We start from the raw sequence: 16,973 nt of genomic DNA on the forward strand, positions 1-16,973 counted from the left end.
ATCGAAGGACGATGCCGCGCGTCGTTCAGTCTTCCTTGCGCCGTCCGGCCGGCGGTGGCGGCACTCCGTCGCGGCCTTCGGCGGTGTCGCGGAACAGGGCGGCGCGCGTCAGCAGCATCAGCGTGACCGGCGTGGTGATGGTGACGAAGCCGAGGATCAGCACCTCGTGCAGCAGCGGCCGTGCCTCCAGCATCGAGAAGCACAGCATCGAGGCGCCGCAGATCAGCGCGGTGCCGAGCGAGGTGCCGAGCGTCGGCGCATGCGCGCGCTGATAGAAGCCGTCGAGCCGCAGCAGCCCGAGCGAGCCGACCAGCGTGATGCCGGCGCCGAGCAGCAGCAGCAGCGCGACGGCCCATGCCGCCCACGCCGGAAGATCCGCGGCGTGGCTCATTCGATCACCTCGCCGCGCATCAGGAATTTGGACAGCGCCACGGTGCCGACGAAGCCAAGCAGCGCGATGATCAACGCCGCCTCGAAGTACACGTTGCTGCCGGTGCGGATGCCGATGGTCAGCATCAGCAGCATAGCGTTGACGTACATCGTGTCGAGCCCGAGCACGCGATCCTGCGCGCGCGGACCGTTCAGCATCCGATACGCCGCACAGGCCATGGCAAGGGCCAGCATGCCCTGCGCGATCCCGATCGACCAGATCAATACCAAGCTGCTCATTCGAAGATCTCCAACAGCAGACGCTCGTAGCGGTTCTTGATGCGGTCGATCCATTCGGTTTCGTCGACCAGGTCGAGGACGTGGAGCTGCAGGATTCCGGAGTCGAGATTGTAGTTCACCCACAGCGTGCCGGGTGTCGAGGTGATGATGCAGGCCAGGATCGCCAGGCCCTGCCGGCTGCGCAGATCGAGCGGGATGTCGACGAAGCCGGACGTGATGTTATGGCGCTGGCCGCCGAGAATGATCGCGGCGACGGCGATGTTGGAGCGGATCACGTCGACCAGCACCAGGCCGGCGAGCCGGACGATCGCGACCGGATTGCGCACCGCCTTGGCGTCGGGCTGCAGCATGCGCAGCAGCCAGCCGCCAAGTACGGCGAACAGGCTGCCGAGCAGGATCGGGCCGAGCGCCAGCGACTGGCTCAGCCACAGCCACATCGCCAGCAGGCACAGCGAGATCAGCGGGAAGGGGAGCACTCTTGTCATGAGCCACCCCCGGCTTTCACGCGGGTGTCCGCCGGCGCCAGCACGCTGTCCGTGTACGCGGCCGGCGCGTGCAGCGAATTGGCGGCGCCCTGCATATAGCTCATCACCGGCTGCGCCCGCACCGTCATGGTCGCGCATCCGAGCAACAGCAGCACGATCGGCAGGATCTCCACCAGCCGCACCCGCGGATCGGCACGCTCCAGCGGCGTCCACAGCGTGCGGATGCCGGCGCGGGTCATGGCGATCAGCATGGTCAGGCCGGACAGCATCAGCAGCGCCAACAGAGCCCAGTGCAGCGCCGAGATGTGTCCCGCCGAATCCTCGCCGACCAACGCGGTCAGCATGGCGAATTTGGCGATGAAGCCGGACACCGGCGGCAGCCCGGCGATCACCGCGGCGCAGCCGACGAAGCACCAGCCGAGGATCGCCATCGAGGCCGGAATCACCAGGCCGATCTCCTCGGCATCGGGATCGTCCGGCGCGCCTTCGCCATAGGCCTCGCGCGTCACCGCGAGCATGTCGGCGCCGGGATCGCGGCCGCGCTCGAGCAATTCGATCAGCATGAAGAAGGCCGAGATCGCCAGCGTCGAACTCACCAGATAGAACAGCGCGGACGCAGTCACGGCGGACTTTCCGGCGGCGGCCGCGACCGCCAGCACCGTCCCCGACGACACCAGCACCGCGTAGCCGCCGAGCCGAGAGATCTCCTGCGACGCCAGCGCGCCGATCAGGCCGAACACGATCGTCGCCATACCGGCCGCGATCATCACGTCGTGGCCGAACAGCGCCGATCCGCCGCTGCCGGCGCCGAAGAACAGCAGCGACAGCCGCAGCAGGATGTAGACGCCGACCTTGCTCATGATCGCGAAGATAGCCGCCACCGGTGCCGCGGCCGCCGCGTAGGTGGTCGGCAGCCAGAAGCACAGCGGCCACATCCCGGCCTTGACCAGGAACGCGACGCCGAGCACCGCGGCGCCGGCTTCGAGCAGCGCGCGGTCCTGCGGCGCCACCTGCGGGATGCGGACCGCGAGATCCGCCATGTTGAGCGTGCCGGTCACCGCGTAGATCAGACTGACCCCGATCAGAAACAGCAGCGAGGCGGCAAGATTGATGGCGATGTAGTGCAAGCCGGCCCGAACGCGCGCGGGGCCGGAGCCGTGCAGCACCAGGCCGTAGGACGCGGCCAGCAGCAGTTCGAAGAACACGAACAGATTGAACAGATCGCCGGTCAGAAAAGCGCCGTTCAGCCCCATCAGCAGGAACTGAAACAACGAATGGAAATGCGCGCCGCCGCGGTGCCAGCGCGCCAGCGCGAAGGTGGCGGCCGCGAAGGCCAGCACGCTGGTGAGCGCCAGCATCAGCGCCGACAGCCGGTCCGCGACCAGCACGATCGCGAACGGCGCCGGCCAGTCGCCGAGCCGATACACGCCGATCGAGGCCACACCCGCCGCCGTCGGCGCATCCGCGGCGCGCATCAGCAGCAGTGCGACGATGCCCATGACCAGGATCGAGGCGAGATTGGCCGCGGCCTTGACCTGCTGGTAACGCTCGTCGATCAGCACCAGCGCGGCGCCGACGAACAGCGGCAGCAGAATCGGCAGGATGATGAGATGGTCGATCCAGTTCATCAGTCGTGATCCCGGCCGTCGACGTGATCGGTTCCGGTCAGGCCGCGCGACGCCAGCAGCACCACCAGGAACAGCGCCGTGGTGGCGAAGCCGATCACGATCGCGGTCAGCACCAGCGCCTGCGGCACCGGATCGGTGAGCCGGGCCGGATCGACGGCCTGGCCCTTTTCCAGGACAGCGGCGGCACCGACCCGCAGGCGGCCCATGCTGAAGATGAACAGATTGACCGCATAGGACAGCAGCGCCAGGCCGATGATCACCTGGAAGGTGCGCGGCCGCAGCAGCAGCCAGACTCCGGAGCCGGTCAGCGCGGCGATGGCGAGCGTGACGATCAATTCCATCAGTTCGCCTCGGGCGTGGAGGCGCGCGCGCCGGGCGGCTGGCGATGACCGCGGATCGACTGGTGCGCCAGCGCGATCAGCATCAGCGTGGTGGCGCCGACCACCAGCGCGAACACGCCGAGGTCGAACAGCGCGGCACTGGCGAGCGGTACTTTGCCAATCCAGGGAATGTTCGCATAGGCGAACGCCGAGGTGAGGAACGGCTGCGCGAACGGCAGCGCCGCTGCGCCGGTCGCGAGCGCCAGCAGCAGGCCGCTGCCGATCCAGCGCAGCGGATGCACGCGCAGCCGCGCCTCGAGCCAGCGGGTGCCGCCGGCCATGTATTGCAGGATCAGCGCTGCCGCCATCGCGATGCCGGCGACGAAGCCGCCGCCCGGCTGGTCGTGGCCGCGCAACAACAGATACATCGCGGCGATGAAGATGAACGGGAACAAGAGCTGCATGATCACCGACGGCACGGCGAGATAGTCCGCTGCCGTGTCGCCCCGGCGGCGGCCCTCGAGTGCGTCGTCGTGCTCGTCCTGCAGCCGCTGCTGCTCGGGCAGATCGACGCTGTCGGCAGCGGGACGGAAGCGGCGCAGCAGCGCGAACACGGTCAGAGCCACCACCGCCAGCACGGTGATCTCGCCGAGCGTATCGAAGCCGCGGAAGTCGACCAGGATGACGTTGACGACGTTGGTGCCGCCGCCGTCGCTGTAGGCGTGGCGCACGAAGAATTCCGAAATGCTGTTCGGCGCCGCGCGGGTCATCGCCGCATAGGCCAGCAGCGACACGCCAGTGCCGGCGGCCGCCGCTACCGCCATATCGCGCAGCCGCTGCGTACGCAGGATCAGCGGACGCGCCGCGGTGTGTTCGCCGCTCTCGATCTGCTTCGGCAGCCAGCGCAGGCCGAGCAGCAGCAGCACGGTGGTGACGATCTCGACGCCGATTTGGGTCAGCGCCAGATCGGGCGCCGAGAACCACACGAAGGTGAGGCATGTGGTCAGCCCCGAGCCGCCGATCAGGATCAGCGCCGCCAGCCGGTGGAATTTCGCCACCGCGGCACCGCCGAGCGCGCAGGCGATGCCGACCGCCCATACGGCGGCCAGCACCGGGTCGATCGTGTCGAATCTCACCGGCGCCAGCCGCAGCCCGTGATCGATCGCCGCCCAGGCCGCGCCGAATAGCGCCACACAGATCAGAAGCAGCAATTGCGGCTGCAGCCGGCGGGTGCCGATCACCTGCTCGATCGCGCGGGCCCAGCGCCACGACACCGTCACCAGCACGCGGTCGAAGATCCGCTGGGTCTTGAACCGGCCGTTGAACAGCGAACTGGTCAGCCCCTCCTGCAGCGGCTTGCGCAGCATCATGTACAGCAGCACGCCGCCGACCAGCGCGATCACGCTCATCATCAGCGGCCAGTTGAGGCCGTGCCACACTGCAAGGCTGTAGTAAGGCGTCGCGGTGCCCATCACCGACTCCACGGCGACGTGCAGGAACGGCCCGATCGTCAGCGACGGCACGATGCCGACGACGAGACAGGTCAGCACCAACAGTTCGACCGGAAACCGCATCCAGCGCGGCGGCTCGTGCGGCACGCGCGGCAGGTCGACCGGCGGCGGGCCGAAGAACACCTCGCGGACGAAGCGCAGCGAATAGGCCACCGTGAACATGCTGGCGAGGGTGACGATATAGGGCAGGGCGTCGTCGAGCATCGAGCCGTCATGGGTCTCGATGGTCTCGGCGAAGAACATCTCCTTGGACAGGAAGCCGTTGAGCAGCGGCACGCCGGCCATCGACGAGGCCGCGACGATCGCCAGCGCGCCGGTCTTTGGCATGAACTTCCACAGCCCGCTGAGCCGGCGCAGATCGCGCGTGCCAGTCTCGTGGTCGATGATGCCCGCCGCCATGAACAGCGACGCCTTGAAGGTGGCGTGGTTGAACAGATGGAAGATCGCCGCGACCAGCGCCAGCGGCCGGTCGAGCCCGATCAACAGCGTAATCAGGCCGAGATGGCTGATGGTCGAGTAGGCCAGCAGGCCTTTGAGGTCTCGCTGGAACACCGCCAGATAGGCGCCGATGATGAAGGTGGCGAGACCGGTGGTGCCGACGAACCACAGCCACTCGTTGGTGTTGCCCATCACCGGCCACAACCGCACCAGCAGAAACACGCCGGCCTTCACCATGGTGGCGGAGTGCAGATAGGCCGAGACCGGTGTCGGCGCCGTCATCGCCCGCGGCAGCCAGAAGTGAAACGGAAACTGCGCGCTCTTGGTCAGCGCGCCGAGCAGAATCAGGATCAGCGCCGGCACATACAGCGCGTGGTCGCGGATCTGGTCACCGGCCGCCAGCACCGCACCGAGGTCGTAGCTGCCGACGATATGGCCGAGAACGATGACGCCGGCGAACAGACACAGGCCGCCGGCGCCGGTGACGGTCAAGGCTACGCGGGCACCTTCACGCGCCGCCGCGTTGTGGTGCCAGTAGCCGATCAGCAGGAACGAGAACAGGCTGGTGAGTTCCCAGAAGAACACCAGCTGGATCAGATTGCCCGACAGCACGATGCCCAGCATCGCGCCCATGAAACCCTGCAGAAACGAAAAGAACCGCGGCACCGGGTCGGACGGCGACATGTAGTAGCGCGCATACAGCACGACCAGCGCGCCGATGACCGTGACCAGGCAAGCGAACGCCCAGGCAAAGCCGTCGAGCCGCAGCGTGAAGGTCAGGCCGAACTGCGGCAGCCAGGCGAACTGGTGCAGGATCGGAGCGCCCGAGGCGCCGGGATACAGAAACGCCAGCAGCGCCAGGCAGCCGAGCGCGACCAGCGCGGCGAGCCAGGCTTCGGCATTGCGGGCATTGGCGGGCAGGAGGGCGGCCAGCAGGCTGCCGGCGAAGGGGAGGAGGAGAACCGCAAGAAGATAGACGTTCTGCGGCATTCCGGCTCCTTTCAATCGTGCGTCGTCTTCCGCTGCCCCCGTTGGCGACGTGCGTCGTCCGCCTTTATGCGGCCGGGCGGCTGTGTGAGCAAGCGCGATGGAAGATTTCAGAGATTATCGATCGAAACATTGATTGTCGGCAGCGCAGACTGCGACAAATTGAGCCGATGCTGATCACGCGCGATCAAATTTCGGCAGGCTGGCGCAAGCGGCGTCAATCGAGCGCGGCGGCCACGCTCTGCAGCTGGTCGCGCAGCCATTGGTGCCCGGGGTCGGTGGTGTGGCGCGGATGCCAGTACATGGCTTCGTGAATATCCGGCACCGCGATCGGCGATTCCAGAAGTTTGATGTCGGCGCTTCCCAGCAGGCGCTCCGCGGCCCGCTGCAGCACCAGGCTGACCAGGCGCGTGCCCTCGATCATGAACGGGTTGAGCAGGAAGCTCTCCACGGTGACTTCGATTCGGCGACGAATGCCGAGATCGGCGAGGTGCTGGTCAGCCAGATTGAGCTGCCGATCATTGCCGATGCCGTAGACCAGATGCGGCAGCCCGAGGAAGCACTGCTCGGTCAGGACGTCGCCACGGATGTCGGGATGGTGGGCGTCGACCGCGCACAGCCAGCGATCGGTCAGCAGCAGTGAACTCGGGTAGTCGCTATGCCCGAACAGTTCGACCGGCTCGATGACGATGTCGGCCTGGTTGGTGTGCAGCACCCGCGCGGCGTCGCGCGCCCGCGGCAAGAGATGGATGGTGACGTTCGGCGCCTCGTTGGCGATCATCCGCACCAGCGGCGTCAGCAGGATCAGCCCGGCGTAATCGGAGGCGCTGACCGAGAACGTCCGCGCGTCGGTCGCCGGGTCGAAGCCCGGGCGGCGCATCAGCGTCTGCTCGATCTTGCCGAGCGCCTCCTTGAGCGGAACGATCAGATCCTCCGCGTTCCGCGTCAGCACCAGATCGCGCCCGACGCGGACCAGCAGCGGGTCGTGGAAGATGTCGCGCAGTCGGGCGAGCGCGGCGCTCATCGCCGATTGGCTGAGCCCGATCCGCTCGCCGGCGCGGCTGACGTTCCGCTCCGTCAGCAGCGCATCGAGGATGACGAGCAGATTGAGGTCGACGTTTCGCAGGTTCACGAATTTCCCCGTGCAGGCGAGGTCGAAGCGTAACAACTTGCCTGGCGATCCGCTACCGAGCGCGGTGGTTCGCCGCAATCCAATCGCTCGGCTTTAAATTTCTTGCATCGCGAAGCCGCTGGCCTGCCGACGATTTGCGCGGTTTGCACACGGCCTGGGCTGGGACTGACGTGTTGCTACGCATCATGCGGTTTTGGCGTGCCTCGCGCGGTGCGCAATCGATGCCACGGATAGTTAGGATACAGATTATCGATTAGACCGAGACGACGCACGCCTCTTAGCTTCGCAGCAACAACGTCGCAAAGAGGCGCGCCATGACGGCAGCAGAAGCGGGCACCGCGAGCCCCGGAAATCATCTCCCCGTGCAGTCCGGCCCGACTGCGCCGGTGTTTCGCAGTGCGATGCGCCAGTTCGTCGGCAGCGTCAGCGTCGTCACCACGTGGCACGGCGACCGGCCATGGGGCATGACGATCAGCTCGTTCACCTCGGTGTGCATCGACCCGCCGACGATCCTGGTCTGCCTCCACGGCAGCACGGTGACGGCCTCGCATGTGCGCGGCTGCGGCCGGTTCGGCGTCAATCTGCTCGGCCGCGATCAGCATCATCTGTCCGAGCTGTGCGCGAAGCCGCAGGCCGACAAATACATCGACGACTACGTCGTCTCATCCTGCAATGGCTCGAAGGAGCTGAGCCCGCCGCGGCTGGCCGGCTCGCCGGTAGTGTTGGCTTGCCGCACCATCGAACAGCTCAGCGTCGGCAGCCATCTCGTGGCGATCGCCGCCGTCGAAGCCGTCGACCTGCCCGACGCGGCGGCGCCGCTGCTTTACGGACAGGGGCGCTACATGCACGGCGTCGACCTGGTGCGGGCATGACCGCGCAATCGACCGACCACGACATCGCCCGGCAGCTCTACGCCGCCTATGACGACCACGACGCGGAGGCGATCGAGCGGCTGTATCACGCCGATGCGACGCACGACGAGATCGCGCAGCAGCGCAGCAAGCGCGGCGCCGGAGAGATCGCCGCCGGCATGCAGAAGCTGTTCGGTTGGCTGCCCGATGTCCGCTGGCAGATCGGATCGATCGTGGCCGGGCAGGAGGGCACCGTCGCGGTCGCTTACGAGATGCGCGCCACGGCGCCCGGCAAGGGCAGCAGCGTGTCGCTGCGCGGCGTGCAGCTCATCACCATCGACGCCGGGCGGATCCGCCACAGCGAAGATTACTGGGACGCTACGACGTTCCAGCGGCAAATTTCCTGACAACAGAGGAGGACTGACGATGAGAACCGGTGCGGAATATCTACAATCGCTGCGTGACGGCCGACGCGTCTATGTCGGCGGCGAACTGATCGAGGACGTGACTACCCATCCGATGACCAAGGGCTACGCGCACGCCATCGCTGAGTACTACGACCTGCATCTCGACCCGAAGAACCAGGACATTGCGACCTTCGTCGACGACAGCGGCCAGCGCCAGTCGATGCACTGGTTCCTGCCGCGGTCGAAGGCCGATGTGGTCAAGCGCCGGGAATATTGCGATTTCCTGTGCCGGCACTTCAAGGGCGGCATCTTCACCAGGCCCCCGGCCGGCATGAACGTGGTGATGTTCACCCAGGTCGACGACCAGAAGCCGTGGTCGGAGAATTCGCGCTTCAGCGGCACGCCGCGTGATCTGTCGGGCAACATCCAGCGGCAATGGGAGGAGGTGACGTCGCAGGATCTGGCGATTTCGCCGATGTTCCTCGACGTCCAGTTCGATCGCGGCCGCGACAATGCGATGGCCGAGACGCCGATGCTCAAGATCATCGAGGAGCGCGACGACGGCATTTTGGTGCGTGGGTGGAAAGCGATCGGCACCTCGGTCCCGTTCGTCAATCATCTCTTGATCGGCAACCTGTGGCGCCCGGGCCAGACCGCGGAGCAGACCGTCTACGCGCTGGTGCCGATCGCCACCAAGGGCATCTCGGTGGTGGCGCGCAAGTCGAACGCCCAGCCGGATGCCGATCCGTACGACCGGCCGCTGGCGACGATCGGCGACGAGCTCGACGCCATGGTGTATTTCGACGACGTGCTGATCCCGTGGGACCGCGTCCAGCATATCGGCAATCCGGACCACGCCAAATGGTATCCGCAGCGCCAGTTCGATTGGGTGCATCTCGAAACGCAGATCCGGCATTGCGTCCACGCCGAGCTGATGGTCGGTCTGGCGCTGTTGCTGACGCAATCGCTCGGCACTGCGACCAGCCCAGTGGTGCAGGCCCAGCTCGCCGAGCTGATCCGTTTCCGCGAGACCTGCCGGGCCTTCATGATCGCGGCGGAAGAAACCGGCTTCGCGACGCCGGGCGGGCTGTTCAAGCCAAACAACATCTACATCGATTTCGGCCGGGCCTATTATCTTGAAAACCAGAACAAGATGGTCAACACGCTGATCGATTTCTGCGGCCGCGGCGTGGTGATCCAGCCGTCGAAGCGCGAGATGGAGGATCCCTATCTCGGGCCGAAGCTCGCGGAAGCGCTGCGCGGTGCCGAGATCAGCGCCTACGACCGCATCAAGATCTTCCGCCAGATCAGCGAGCGCTTCCTGACCGAATGGGGCAACCGCCACGAGATGTTCGAGAAGTTCAACGGCACGCCGCTGTATCTGATCAACCTGCTGACGATGCAGCGCACCGAGTATCAGGTCGACGGCCCGCTGACCGAACTCGCCCGCCAGGTGCTCGGCTTCGGCGACACCGCCGAACTCGGCAAGCGGGCGCAGGAGGCGGAGAAGAATTCGCACTATGCGAGCGTGCGTTTCCAGCCCGACTACGCCAAGGCGCAGGACGTGCAGAAGGGCTACATGAACGAAGCGGCCGAGTGATAGCGGCCCGGAGCGCGGATAACGGTCCGCGCTACGGCTGTTCTTTCGAAGGCGACCCAAAACAAGGCGCGCTTAGCGAGTCCCTGAAATAGTTTTTAGTTCGTCATGGCCGGGCTCGTCCCGCCTGCGCGGCCGAAGCCGCTTCGGCGCGGCGAAGGCCCGGCCATCCACGCCTTTTCCGCGTCTCAATCAGCAAGGCGTGGATGCCCGGCACAAGGCCGGGCATGACGAGCTGAGACGAAAATGCCTGATTGCATTGGCCGCATTCCCGGGGCTGGCGCTTAGGACAGCGTCGTGCTCGCCGTGAGATCGAGCGAGGGCGGCGGCGGGGGCTCGCGGCCGGCGATGCGGTCGTATTCGGCGCGGATGGCCTGTTTGCCGTAGATGCGCTCCAGCCGGCGCACGATGAAGTGGCCGCGGGCGACATCCTGGAAGTGATCGATGAACGCGTAGTTGATGGCGGCGCCGCCGATCGCGCCGGCGACCGGAAGCGCCTGCGCAGCGACTTTCTGCGACACCACCATGCCGAACCGCGCCGCCACCTGGCTGACGAATTTGACCAGGATCGACGCGCCCTCGTTGGCGAGGCCGCGCTCCGCGATCAGCCGTGCGGCTTCCGACACCGTCTTGGCCAGCACCGCGCGGGTGGCGAAGTAACCGCTCTCCGCCGCGTCGGTCGAGCCGGCGCGGCCGCCCAGCGCGAACACCTCGACGCAGGCAAGGGCGGCTTCGGGATCGGCGAGGTCTTCGCCTTCGCTTTTGGCAATCTCGGCGATCGCGCGCAGCATGATGACGGTGGAGACGGGCAGCTCGACCGGCAGCGCCGCTAGCCCAAAGCTGCCGCCGACCGCGCCCGACGCTGCTGCCAGCGCGCGGTGCAGGCGCGGCGACCCCGACGCGCGCGACGCCGGCAGCGTGCGCAGCGCCACCTTCAGCGCGGCTTCCAGACCTTTTGAGGTCGCCGACGAGATCGCCTTGGCGACCGTGGCGGGCAGGGCGAAGCCGATCAGTTCGACCGGCCTGCCGGCGAGACTGGTCAGCCGGCCGGCAAGGCTCGGATGCTCGAGCAGACCGACGGCGCGGCGCAGCGCCTCGTGGTCATCCGGGGTGAGGTCGGGGGCGTTTTGAAGGGAGGGGGTGGTTTGAGGAAGCAATGCGGTCCGTCCTGAAGGTTCCAAGACAAACGAAACCAGGCTGCGGCGGTTCCCTCGGCCCGGTTCAGCGCAGCCGCGCCAGCGTCGCCGTGTCCGGGCCGTCCGGGTAGAACGCCGCGACGGCTTCGCCGAACAGCGGCTCGCTCGAGACCGCAGCGAACAGCGTCATGCTCGAGCGAAATTTCATGTCGTCCGGTGAACCAAGGATCGCGCCGATCGGCTTGCCGCGCGCCGCCAGTACCAGCCGGGTGCATTCGATCAGCCGCGGCCCCAGCACTTCGTGGGCCAGATAGGCGGCGGCCTGTGCGCGCGAGCCGATCGCGAAGCGCTGCGCCATCGGGCTCAACCCGAGGCCGGCGATCTGCGGGAAGATAAACCACATCCAATGCGAGGCCTTACGGCCCCGCGTCAGTTCATCGACGACGCGGCGGTACACCGGGTTCTGGGCGTCGACGAAGCGCTGCAGGTCGAACGGGTCGCTCACGCGTCATTCCTCCCATGGCGCCGGCCCGTCCTGCTGCCGTGGCGGCGCGGATCGGGACTGCCTATCTACATCGCAAATGGCAAACAACGATCTCAGGTCCTTCATCGAAGACCACCAGCGGCTGTTCGTGCTGACCGGTGCGGGCTGCAGCACCAATTCGGGCATTCCCGATTATCGCGACACCGACGGCAGCTGGAAACGCACGCCGCCGGTGCGGTTTCAGGCGTTCATCGCCGACGACGCCACCCGGCGCCGCTATTGGGCCCGCAGCATGATCGGCTGGCGCCGGTTCGGGCAGGCCAAGCCGAACGACACCCATCACGCGCTGGCGCGGCTCGAGGCCAGCGGCCGCAGCCGGATGCTGCTGACGCAGAATGTCGACCGGCTGCACCAGGCGGCCGGGCACCGCGACGTCGTCGACCTGCACGGCCGGCTCGATCTGGTGCGCTGCCTTTCGTGTGATGCCAGTATCCGCCGCGCCGATTTCCAGGCCGAGCTGACGCGGCTCAACGCCGCCTGGGCCGACCTCGATGCCGCGGCGCTGCCGGACGGCGACGCCGAGCTGGATGATCAGGATTTTTCCAGCTTCGTCGTCCCGGACTGTCCGCGCTGCGGCGGCATGATGAAGCCGGACGTCGTGTTCTTCGGCGAAGCCGTGCCCAAGGACAAGGTCACCACGGCGATGGAGCAGCTCGGGCAGGCTGATGCCTTGCTGGTCGTCGGCTCGTCGCTGATGGTGTATTCGGGCTACCGCTTCGCCCGCGAGGCGGCGCGGCTCGGCATTCCGATCGCCGCGGTCAATCTCGGCCGCACCCGCGCCGACGATCTGCTGACCCTCAAGGTCGAGGATCGCTGCGAGAAAGCGCTCGCGTTTCTGCTGTGAGGCCCTCCGATCCGCGATCGGCGACTGCGACGAGCCGCGCGTCCTCCTCGGCTTCCGGATGATTACGTAAGTGTCCGCCCTGCATTGTGCGGGAGCATCGCGCGTGCTTAACGGGCGAATGGACCGGTGCCTCTCGCAAGAGGGGTGAAACGGGAATGCGGTGCGGGGCTTCGCCCCAACGCCGCGGCTGCCCTCGCAACTGTGGGCGGATTGGAGCGTCCTCGATGCCACTGGCCTGCGGGCCGGGAAGGCGGACGTCTCCACACATCCGCGAGCCAGGAGACCGGCCGGTCCTTGCGAAACTCGTTCGGCGATGGGCCGACGGAGGACCGACCATGAAGATGTTGGATGCGCCGCTGCGCGGCGTGGGTTGTCGTGCGCGCTGATCGGGCTGTCCTGCCGATCCTGGCGTGCATCGTCGCCGTGCTGTTTCTGCTGTCGCTCGGCATCGGCCCGGTGCGGCTGTCGATCGGCGCGGTGATCACCGCGCTGTTCGGCGGCGGCAGCGACGCAGAGCGCTCGATCGTCCAGGATATCCGCCTGCCACGCGCCATCCTCGCGCTCGCGATCGGCGCCATGCACGGCCTTGCCGGCGCGGCGCTGCAGGGGCTGCTCCGCAATCCGCTGGCAGCGCCGTCGCTGTTCGGCGCGCCGCAGGCCGCGGCGTTCGGCGCCGTGCTGGTGATTGCGCTCGGGCTCGCCGATGCGCTGTCGTTCCTGCTGCCGCTTTCGGCGATCGCAATGGCGTTCGTCTCGGTGTTCATCCTGATCGCGGTCGCCGGGCGCAGCGCCAATCTGCTGCTGCTGATCCTCGCAGGCCTTGCATTGTCGAGCCTCGCCGGCGCGGCGACCTCGCTGGCGCTCAATCTCGCCTCCAATCCGTTTGCCGCGCTGGAGATCTCGTTCTGGCTGCTCGGCTCGCTCGAGGACCGCAGCTTCCAGCACGTCGCGCTGGCGTTGCCGTTCATCGTCTGCGGCGCGGCGCTGCTGCTGACGCGCGGCGAGGCGTTTCGCGTCCTCAGCCTCGGCGAGGAGGCTGCGCAGAGCCTCGGTGTCGACGTCGACCGGCTGCGCCTCCAGGTGATCCTCGGCGTTGCGCTGGGCGTCGGCGCCGCCGTCGCCGTCTCCGGCACGATCGGCTTCATCGGCCTGGTGATCCCGCATCTGATGCGGCCGCTGGTCGGGCACGATCCTGGCCGCCTGATGCTGCCGAGCGCGTTCGGCGGCGCGGCGCTGCTGCTTGCCGCCGATATCGCGGTGCGCCTGATCCCGTCGAGCAGCGGCATCAAGGTCGGCGTGCTGACGGCGCTGATCGGCGTCCCGTTCTTTCTCTATCTGGTGGTGCGCGAGCGCCGCGCACTGGGCAGCAGCATGACATGATCCAGGATGATTACTTCGTGGTCGACCAACTGCAGGTCAGTCTGGGCGGCCGCCTGCTGGTGCAACCGATCTCATTCGGTCTGCCGCGCGGCTGTATGGCGGCGGTGGTCGGGCCGAGCGGAGCCGGCAAGACCACGCTGCTGCGCGCGCTCGCCGGTCTCGTGCCGGGCGAGGGGCAGGTGCTGATCGGCGGTCAGGATGTTGCCCGGATGCCGGTGCGGCAGCGCGCCCGGCAGCTGGCTTATGTGCCGCAAGGCGAGGCGGTGCACTGGCCCCTGCCGGTACGCGACGTCATCGCGCTCGGCCGCTATCCGCATGGCGGCGCGGATCTGCGCCAGCTGGCGGCAAGCGACCGCGAGGCAGTCAGCCGCGCCCTGAACGACGTCGACCTCGAGCCGTTGCAGCATCGTGCCGTGACGGAGCTATCCGGCGGCGAGCGGCGGCGCGTCGCAATCGCGCGGGCGCTGGCGACCGCCGCGCCGGTACTGCTCGCCGACGAGCCGATGGCTTCGCTGGATCCCTACTTCCAGCTCTCGGTGATGGCGCTGCTGCAGCGTCAGGCCCGCGCCGGCGCGCTGGTGATCGTCGTCACCCATGACATCGGCCTCGCCGCCCGGTTCGCCGATCAGGTGCTGATGCTGCGCGACGGAAGGCTCGCCGCGAAGGGGCCGCCGAGCGCCGTGCTGGGGCCGCCGAAGCTCGCCGAAGTATTCACGATCGATGCCTACCGCGCCGATCACGAGGCGCAGCCGGTGCTGGTGCCGTGGGCGATGCGGAGCGCGTGATGCGGAAGTGGCTCTTCGTTGTGGCGATCAGCTGCGTGGCGCTAATCGCCGCGCCCTCGGCCGCGGCCGCCGCGGTCAAGCGCATCGCGTCGATCAATATGTGCACCGATCAGTTGCTGCTGGTGTTGGCCGATCCCGATCAGATCGTCGGGCTCGGACCCTATGCGCGCGACCGGCATCTGTCGTGGCTGGCCGAACAGGCCCGGCACTATCCGCGGCTCTCGGGGGAGGCGGAAGACCTCTTGATGCTGGCGCCCAATATCATCCTGGCCGGTCGCTACGGCAAGCGCGCCACGCGTGAGATCCTGCGCGCGAAGAAATTGAAGGTCGAGGAATTCGACACGCCGCGCAGCGTCGACGACGTCAAGGCGCAGATCGCACGAGTCGGTGGGTTGGTCGGGCATCCGGACCGGGCCGATGCGGTGATCGCCGAACTCGACCGGGCGATGACGCGCGCGCGGCGCGCTGCTTCGAGGCATCCGGCGCGCGTGCTGGCGTTGTCACGGCGCGGCTGGGTGACAGGCGGCGACAGTCTGTTGAGTTCGCTGCTGCAGACGGCGGGCCTGTCCAACGCCGCAACCGACCTCGGCTACGCCTATGGCGGTTTCGCGTCGCTGGAAACCATCGTCGCGGCGCGGCCGGACCTGCTGCTACTCGCCGAGGATCAGCCCGCGGCCGAGGATCAGGGCAAGGCGCTGCTGCTGCATCCGTCGATCCAGCGTGCCTATCCGCCGAACCGGCGCATCGTCATTCCGGAGCCGCTGACGATCTGCGGCGGCGCGATGTTCGCGGTGGCGCTGGACCGGCTGGTCGAGGCGATCGAACGCATCGATCCAGCGCGGCGGACGCCGGACGCCAGCGTGAGCCAGTGATGCCATGAGCACTTGCGCCACCAGCAGATCGATCGCTGGCTCATTGCTCGGACGATGCCTCTTTGATCCGCCTGGGATCCTGCGCGCGGCCGTCCCAGATCCGCGGCTTCTCCAGCCAGCGCTGAATGAAATTCCAGGAGCGACGGTAGCCGTTATGCGGCAGCGTGCACGCGCTGCAGTCCTTGCGCAGCATGCCGTTGCGGTCGGTGAAGACCTGATAGGGCCCCGGGCACTCATAGGCGATCAGCGGGCAGTAGCAGAACAGGCAGTTGAACTCGCGCTCGACGCCGCTGTGGCACGGCAGGAACGGGCAGGCCTCGTTGGTGAAGCCCTTGAAGGCTTCGTTAGTCGTGGTGTCTTTCGGTTGCATGATATCTCGACGGCAGGCGCCGTCCGCGGCGCGCGCAGGCGAGGCGGCGCAGACCGACGGCGATCGACGCCGTGGTGCGGCGTCAGCACAGATCAGTGGGGAGGCGGCGCACGAGGCGCCCGGCACGTGCCGCTTAGTCGACCGCTGTCATCGCGTGCTCCTGTTATCGACCCACCGTCGATCCGGGTTGAACCACGCCTGCGGCCGGTCTCCTGGCTCGCGGATATCGTCCGGATCGCCTTCCCGAGTCGCCTTGCGACGCAGTGGCCTTTTGATCCGAACAGATCCGCTTACAGTTGCGGGGGCAGCTGCGGCATGGGCGATCTCTCGCCGCACCGCATTCCCAGTTTCACCTCTCATCCGAGAGGCACCGTAGGCAGCGCGAAGCACAGCACGCCGCGCGGCGGCACGCAAGACCAAAGCGAACCGTCTTGTCTGTTGGTCGAACTACGCCGAGCGACCGAGTGGCAATTCGAACGGCGGCACCTCGCCATCGACCTCCTGGCCACGGCCGATCGCCGCGATGGCGTCGACCATGCGCCCGCTGCGGCCGAGCAGGTCGTCGGCGAGGGCGACGATCAGTTTGTTCGGCGTCGCGGTCGGCGCGGCGCGGCGCAGCGCGTTGGCGATGATCACTTCGTCGCCCGGCGCGCGTTCGCACGCCATCACATAGGCGGCTGCCGGCGAGCGGCTGACGCCCATCCAGCAATGCACCAGCACGTCATCCTCAGCGTTGCAGCCGCGCGCGAACTCGATGATCCGGCACACGATCGCATCGTCCGGCGCAACGTGGACCGAGCCGGCGACGTCGACATCGTTGAACGCGAGGATCAGGCGGTCGGCCGGCAGCCAGCTTTCGTCGAACACGACGTGCTGCCACGGCGCCATCAACGACAGCGATCGCACCGGACGGCGCTCGGCGACAAGGCGAGGGGCGTGATCGAGCGCGCTGACGATGATCATAGCGGCGTCCTATCCGGCACGGCGCGACCGCCGTCAAGTTCACCAACCGAGTAT

At 67.4% G+C, this 16,973-nt stretch carries 18 protein-coding genes and 2 riboswitches; of the genes, 7 read left to right on the forward strand and 11 right to left on the reverse strand.

Going from position 1 to position 16,973, the window contains the following annotated elements:
• Positions 1–25: 25 nt before the first annotated feature.
• From mnhG to D4Q52_RS18550, 7 genes are all read right to left on the reverse strand, one after another.
• Positions 26–391: a monovalent cation/H(+) antiporter subunit G gene (mnhG, locus tag D4Q52_RS18520; protein ID WP_119858054.1), complete on the reverse strand. Its 366-nt coding sequence runs from the start codon at positions 389–391 to the stop codon at positions 26–28.
• Entirely contained in the window at positions 388–669 is a 282-nt protein-coding gene (locus D4Q52_RS18525) for a K+/H+ antiporter subunit F (protein WP_119858055.1), read from the reverse strand. Before D4Q52_RS18525 ends, mnhG begins: the two co-directional genes overlap by 4 nt.
• Positions 666–1,154 (reverse strand): Na+/H+ antiporter subunit E, encoded by a 489-nt coding sequence (locus D4Q52_RS18530; protein ID WP_119858056.1) that lies wholly within the window; start codon positions 1,152–1,154, stop codon positions 666–668. The genes D4Q52_RS18525 and D4Q52_RS18530 overlap by 4 nt, the downstream gene beginning before the upstream one ends.
• Complete coding sequence (locus D4Q52_RS18535) at positions 1,151–2,782, reverse strand: monovalent cation/H+ antiporter subunit D (protein WP_234831246.1); 1,632 nt, start codon at positions 2,780–2,782, stop codon at positions 1,151–1,153. Before D4Q52_RS18535 ends, D4Q52_RS18530 begins: the two co-directional genes overlap by 4 nt.
• A complete protein-coding gene (locus D4Q52_RS18540) occupies positions 2,782–3,123 on the reverse strand; it encodes a Na+/H+ antiporter subunit C (RefSeq protein ID WP_119858058.1) in 342 nt (113 codons plus the stop codon). The genes D4Q52_RS18535 and D4Q52_RS18540 overlap by 1 nt, the downstream gene beginning before the upstream one ends.
• Positions 3,123–6,041, reverse strand: a complete 2,919-nt coding sequence (locus tag D4Q52_RS18545) for a monovalent cation/H+ antiporter subunit A (RefSeq protein ID WP_119858059.1) — start codon at positions 6,039–6,041, stop codon at positions 3,123–3,125. Before D4Q52_RS18545 ends, D4Q52_RS18540 begins: the two co-directional genes overlap by 1 nt.
• Positions 6,042–6,255: 214 nt before the next feature.
• The gene (locus D4Q52_RS18550) at positions 6,256–7,170 is read right to left on the reverse strand and encodes a LysR family transcriptional regulator (RefSeq protein ID WP_210210149.1); all 915 of its coding nucleotides are present in this window, start codon (positions 7,168–7,170) and stop codon (positions 6,256–6,258) included.
• Positions 7,171–7,484: 314 nt separating this feature from the next.
• Here D4Q52_RS18550 and D4Q52_RS18555 point away from each other — a divergent pair, with 314 nt between their 5' ends.
• From D4Q52_RS18555 to D4Q52_RS18565, 3 genes are read left to right on the forward strand one after another with little or no spacing between them, the layout of a single operon-like run.
• Positions 7,485–8,042, forward strand: a complete 558-nt coding sequence (locus D4Q52_RS18555; RefSeq protein WP_119858061.1) for a flavin reductase family protein — start codon at positions 7,485–7,487, stop codon at positions 8,040–8,042.
• Complete coding sequence (locus D4Q52_RS18560; protein ID WP_119858062.1) at positions 8,039–8,428, forward strand: nuclear transport factor 2 family protein; 390 nt, start codon at positions 8,039–8,041, stop codon at positions 8,426–8,428. Before D4Q52_RS18555 ends, D4Q52_RS18560 begins: the two co-directional genes overlap by 4 nt.
• 19 nt (positions 8,429–8,447) lie before the next feature.
• Positions 8,448–10,028 (forward strand): 4-hydroxyphenylacetate 3-hydroxylase family protein, encoded by a 1,581-nt coding sequence (locus tag D4Q52_RS18565; RefSeq protein ID WP_119858063.1) that lies wholly within the window; start codon positions 8,448–8,450, stop codon positions 10,026–10,028.
• 281 nt (positions 10,029–10,309) lie between these two features.
• On the opposite strand, the gene D4Q52_RS18570 is transcribed toward D4Q52_RS18565, so the two are convergent.
• Positions 10,310–11,182 carry an EcsC family protein gene (locus D4Q52_RS18570; RefSeq protein WP_119858064.1) on the reverse strand — a complete coding sequence of 291 codons (873 nt, stop codon included), beginning with the start codon at positions 11,180–11,182 and terminating at the stop codon, positions 10,310–10,312.
• 64 nt (positions 11,183–11,246) lie between these two features.
• A complete protein-coding gene (locus tag D4Q52_RS18575) occupies positions 11,247–11,666 on the reverse strand; it encodes a DUF1810 domain-containing protein (RefSeq protein WP_119858065.1) in 420 nt (139 codons plus the stop codon).
• A 76-nt stretch (positions 11,667–11,742) separates the two neighbouring features.
• On the opposite strand from D4Q52_RS18575, the gene D4Q52_RS18580 reads away from it, so the two are divergent.
• The 4 genes from D4Q52_RS18580 (at position 11,743) to D4Q52_RS18595 (ending at position 15,586) form a co-directional block, all read left to right on the forward strand.
• Positions 11,743–12,549 carry an NAD-dependent protein deacetylase gene (locus tag D4Q52_RS18580; RefSeq protein WP_119858066.1) on the forward strand — a complete coding sequence of 269 codons (807 nt, stop codon included), beginning with the start codon at positions 11,743–11,745 and terminating at the stop codon, positions 12,547–12,549.
• Between the two features lie 107 nt (positions 12,550–12,656).
• A riboswitch (cobalamin riboswitch) is annotated at positions 12,657–12,855 on the forward strand.
• A gap of 42 nt (positions 12,856–12,897) precedes the next feature.
• A complete protein-coding gene (locus D4Q52_RS18585; RefSeq protein WP_119858067.1) occupies positions 12,898–13,929 on the forward strand; it encodes a FecCD family ABC transporter permease in 1,032 nt (343 codons plus the stop codon).
• Positions 13,926–14,714 (forward strand): ABC transporter ATP-binding protein, encoded by a 789-nt coding sequence (locus tag D4Q52_RS18590; RefSeq protein WP_119858068.1) that lies wholly within the window; start codon positions 13,926–13,928, stop codon positions 14,712–14,714. Before D4Q52_RS18585 ends, D4Q52_RS18590 begins: the two co-directional genes overlap by 4 nt.
• Positions 14,714–15,586 carry an ABC transporter substrate-binding protein gene (locus tag D4Q52_RS18595; protein ID WP_119858141.1) on the forward strand — a complete coding sequence of 291 codons (873 nt, stop codon included), beginning with the start codon at positions 14,714–14,716 and terminating at the stop codon, positions 15,584–15,586. Before D4Q52_RS18590 ends, D4Q52_RS18595 begins: the two co-directional genes overlap by 1 nt.
• A gap of 40 nt (positions 15,587–15,626) precedes the next feature.
• On the opposite strand, the gene D4Q52_RS18600 is transcribed toward D4Q52_RS18595, so the two are convergent.
• Together D4Q52_RS18600 and D4Q52_RS18605 are read right to left on the reverse strand one after the other, a co-directional pair.
• Positions 15,627–15,956, reverse strand: coding sequence for a cysteine-rich small domain-containing protein (locus tag D4Q52_RS18600; RefSeq protein ID WP_119858069.1), 330 nt, complete (start codon positions 15,954–15,956; stop codon positions 15,627–15,629).
• A 185-nt stretch (positions 15,957–16,141) separates the two neighbouring features.
• Positions 16,142–16,346: riboswitch (cobalamin riboswitch) on the reverse strand.
• 57 nt (positions 16,347–16,403) lie between these two features.
• Entirely contained in the window at positions 16,404–16,919 is a 516-nt protein-coding gene (locus D4Q52_RS18605) for a tyrosine phosphatase family protein (protein WP_119858070.1), read from the reverse strand.
• Between the last annotated feature and the right edge of the window lie 54 nt (positions 16,920–16,973).

The sequence above is a fragment of the Rhodopseudomonas palustris genome, assembly GCF_003591005.1.
GTDB classification, from domain to species: domain Bacteria; phylum Pseudomonadota; class Alphaproteobacteria; order Rhizobiales; family Xanthobacteraceae; genus Rhodopseudomonas; species Rhodopseudomonas palustris_K.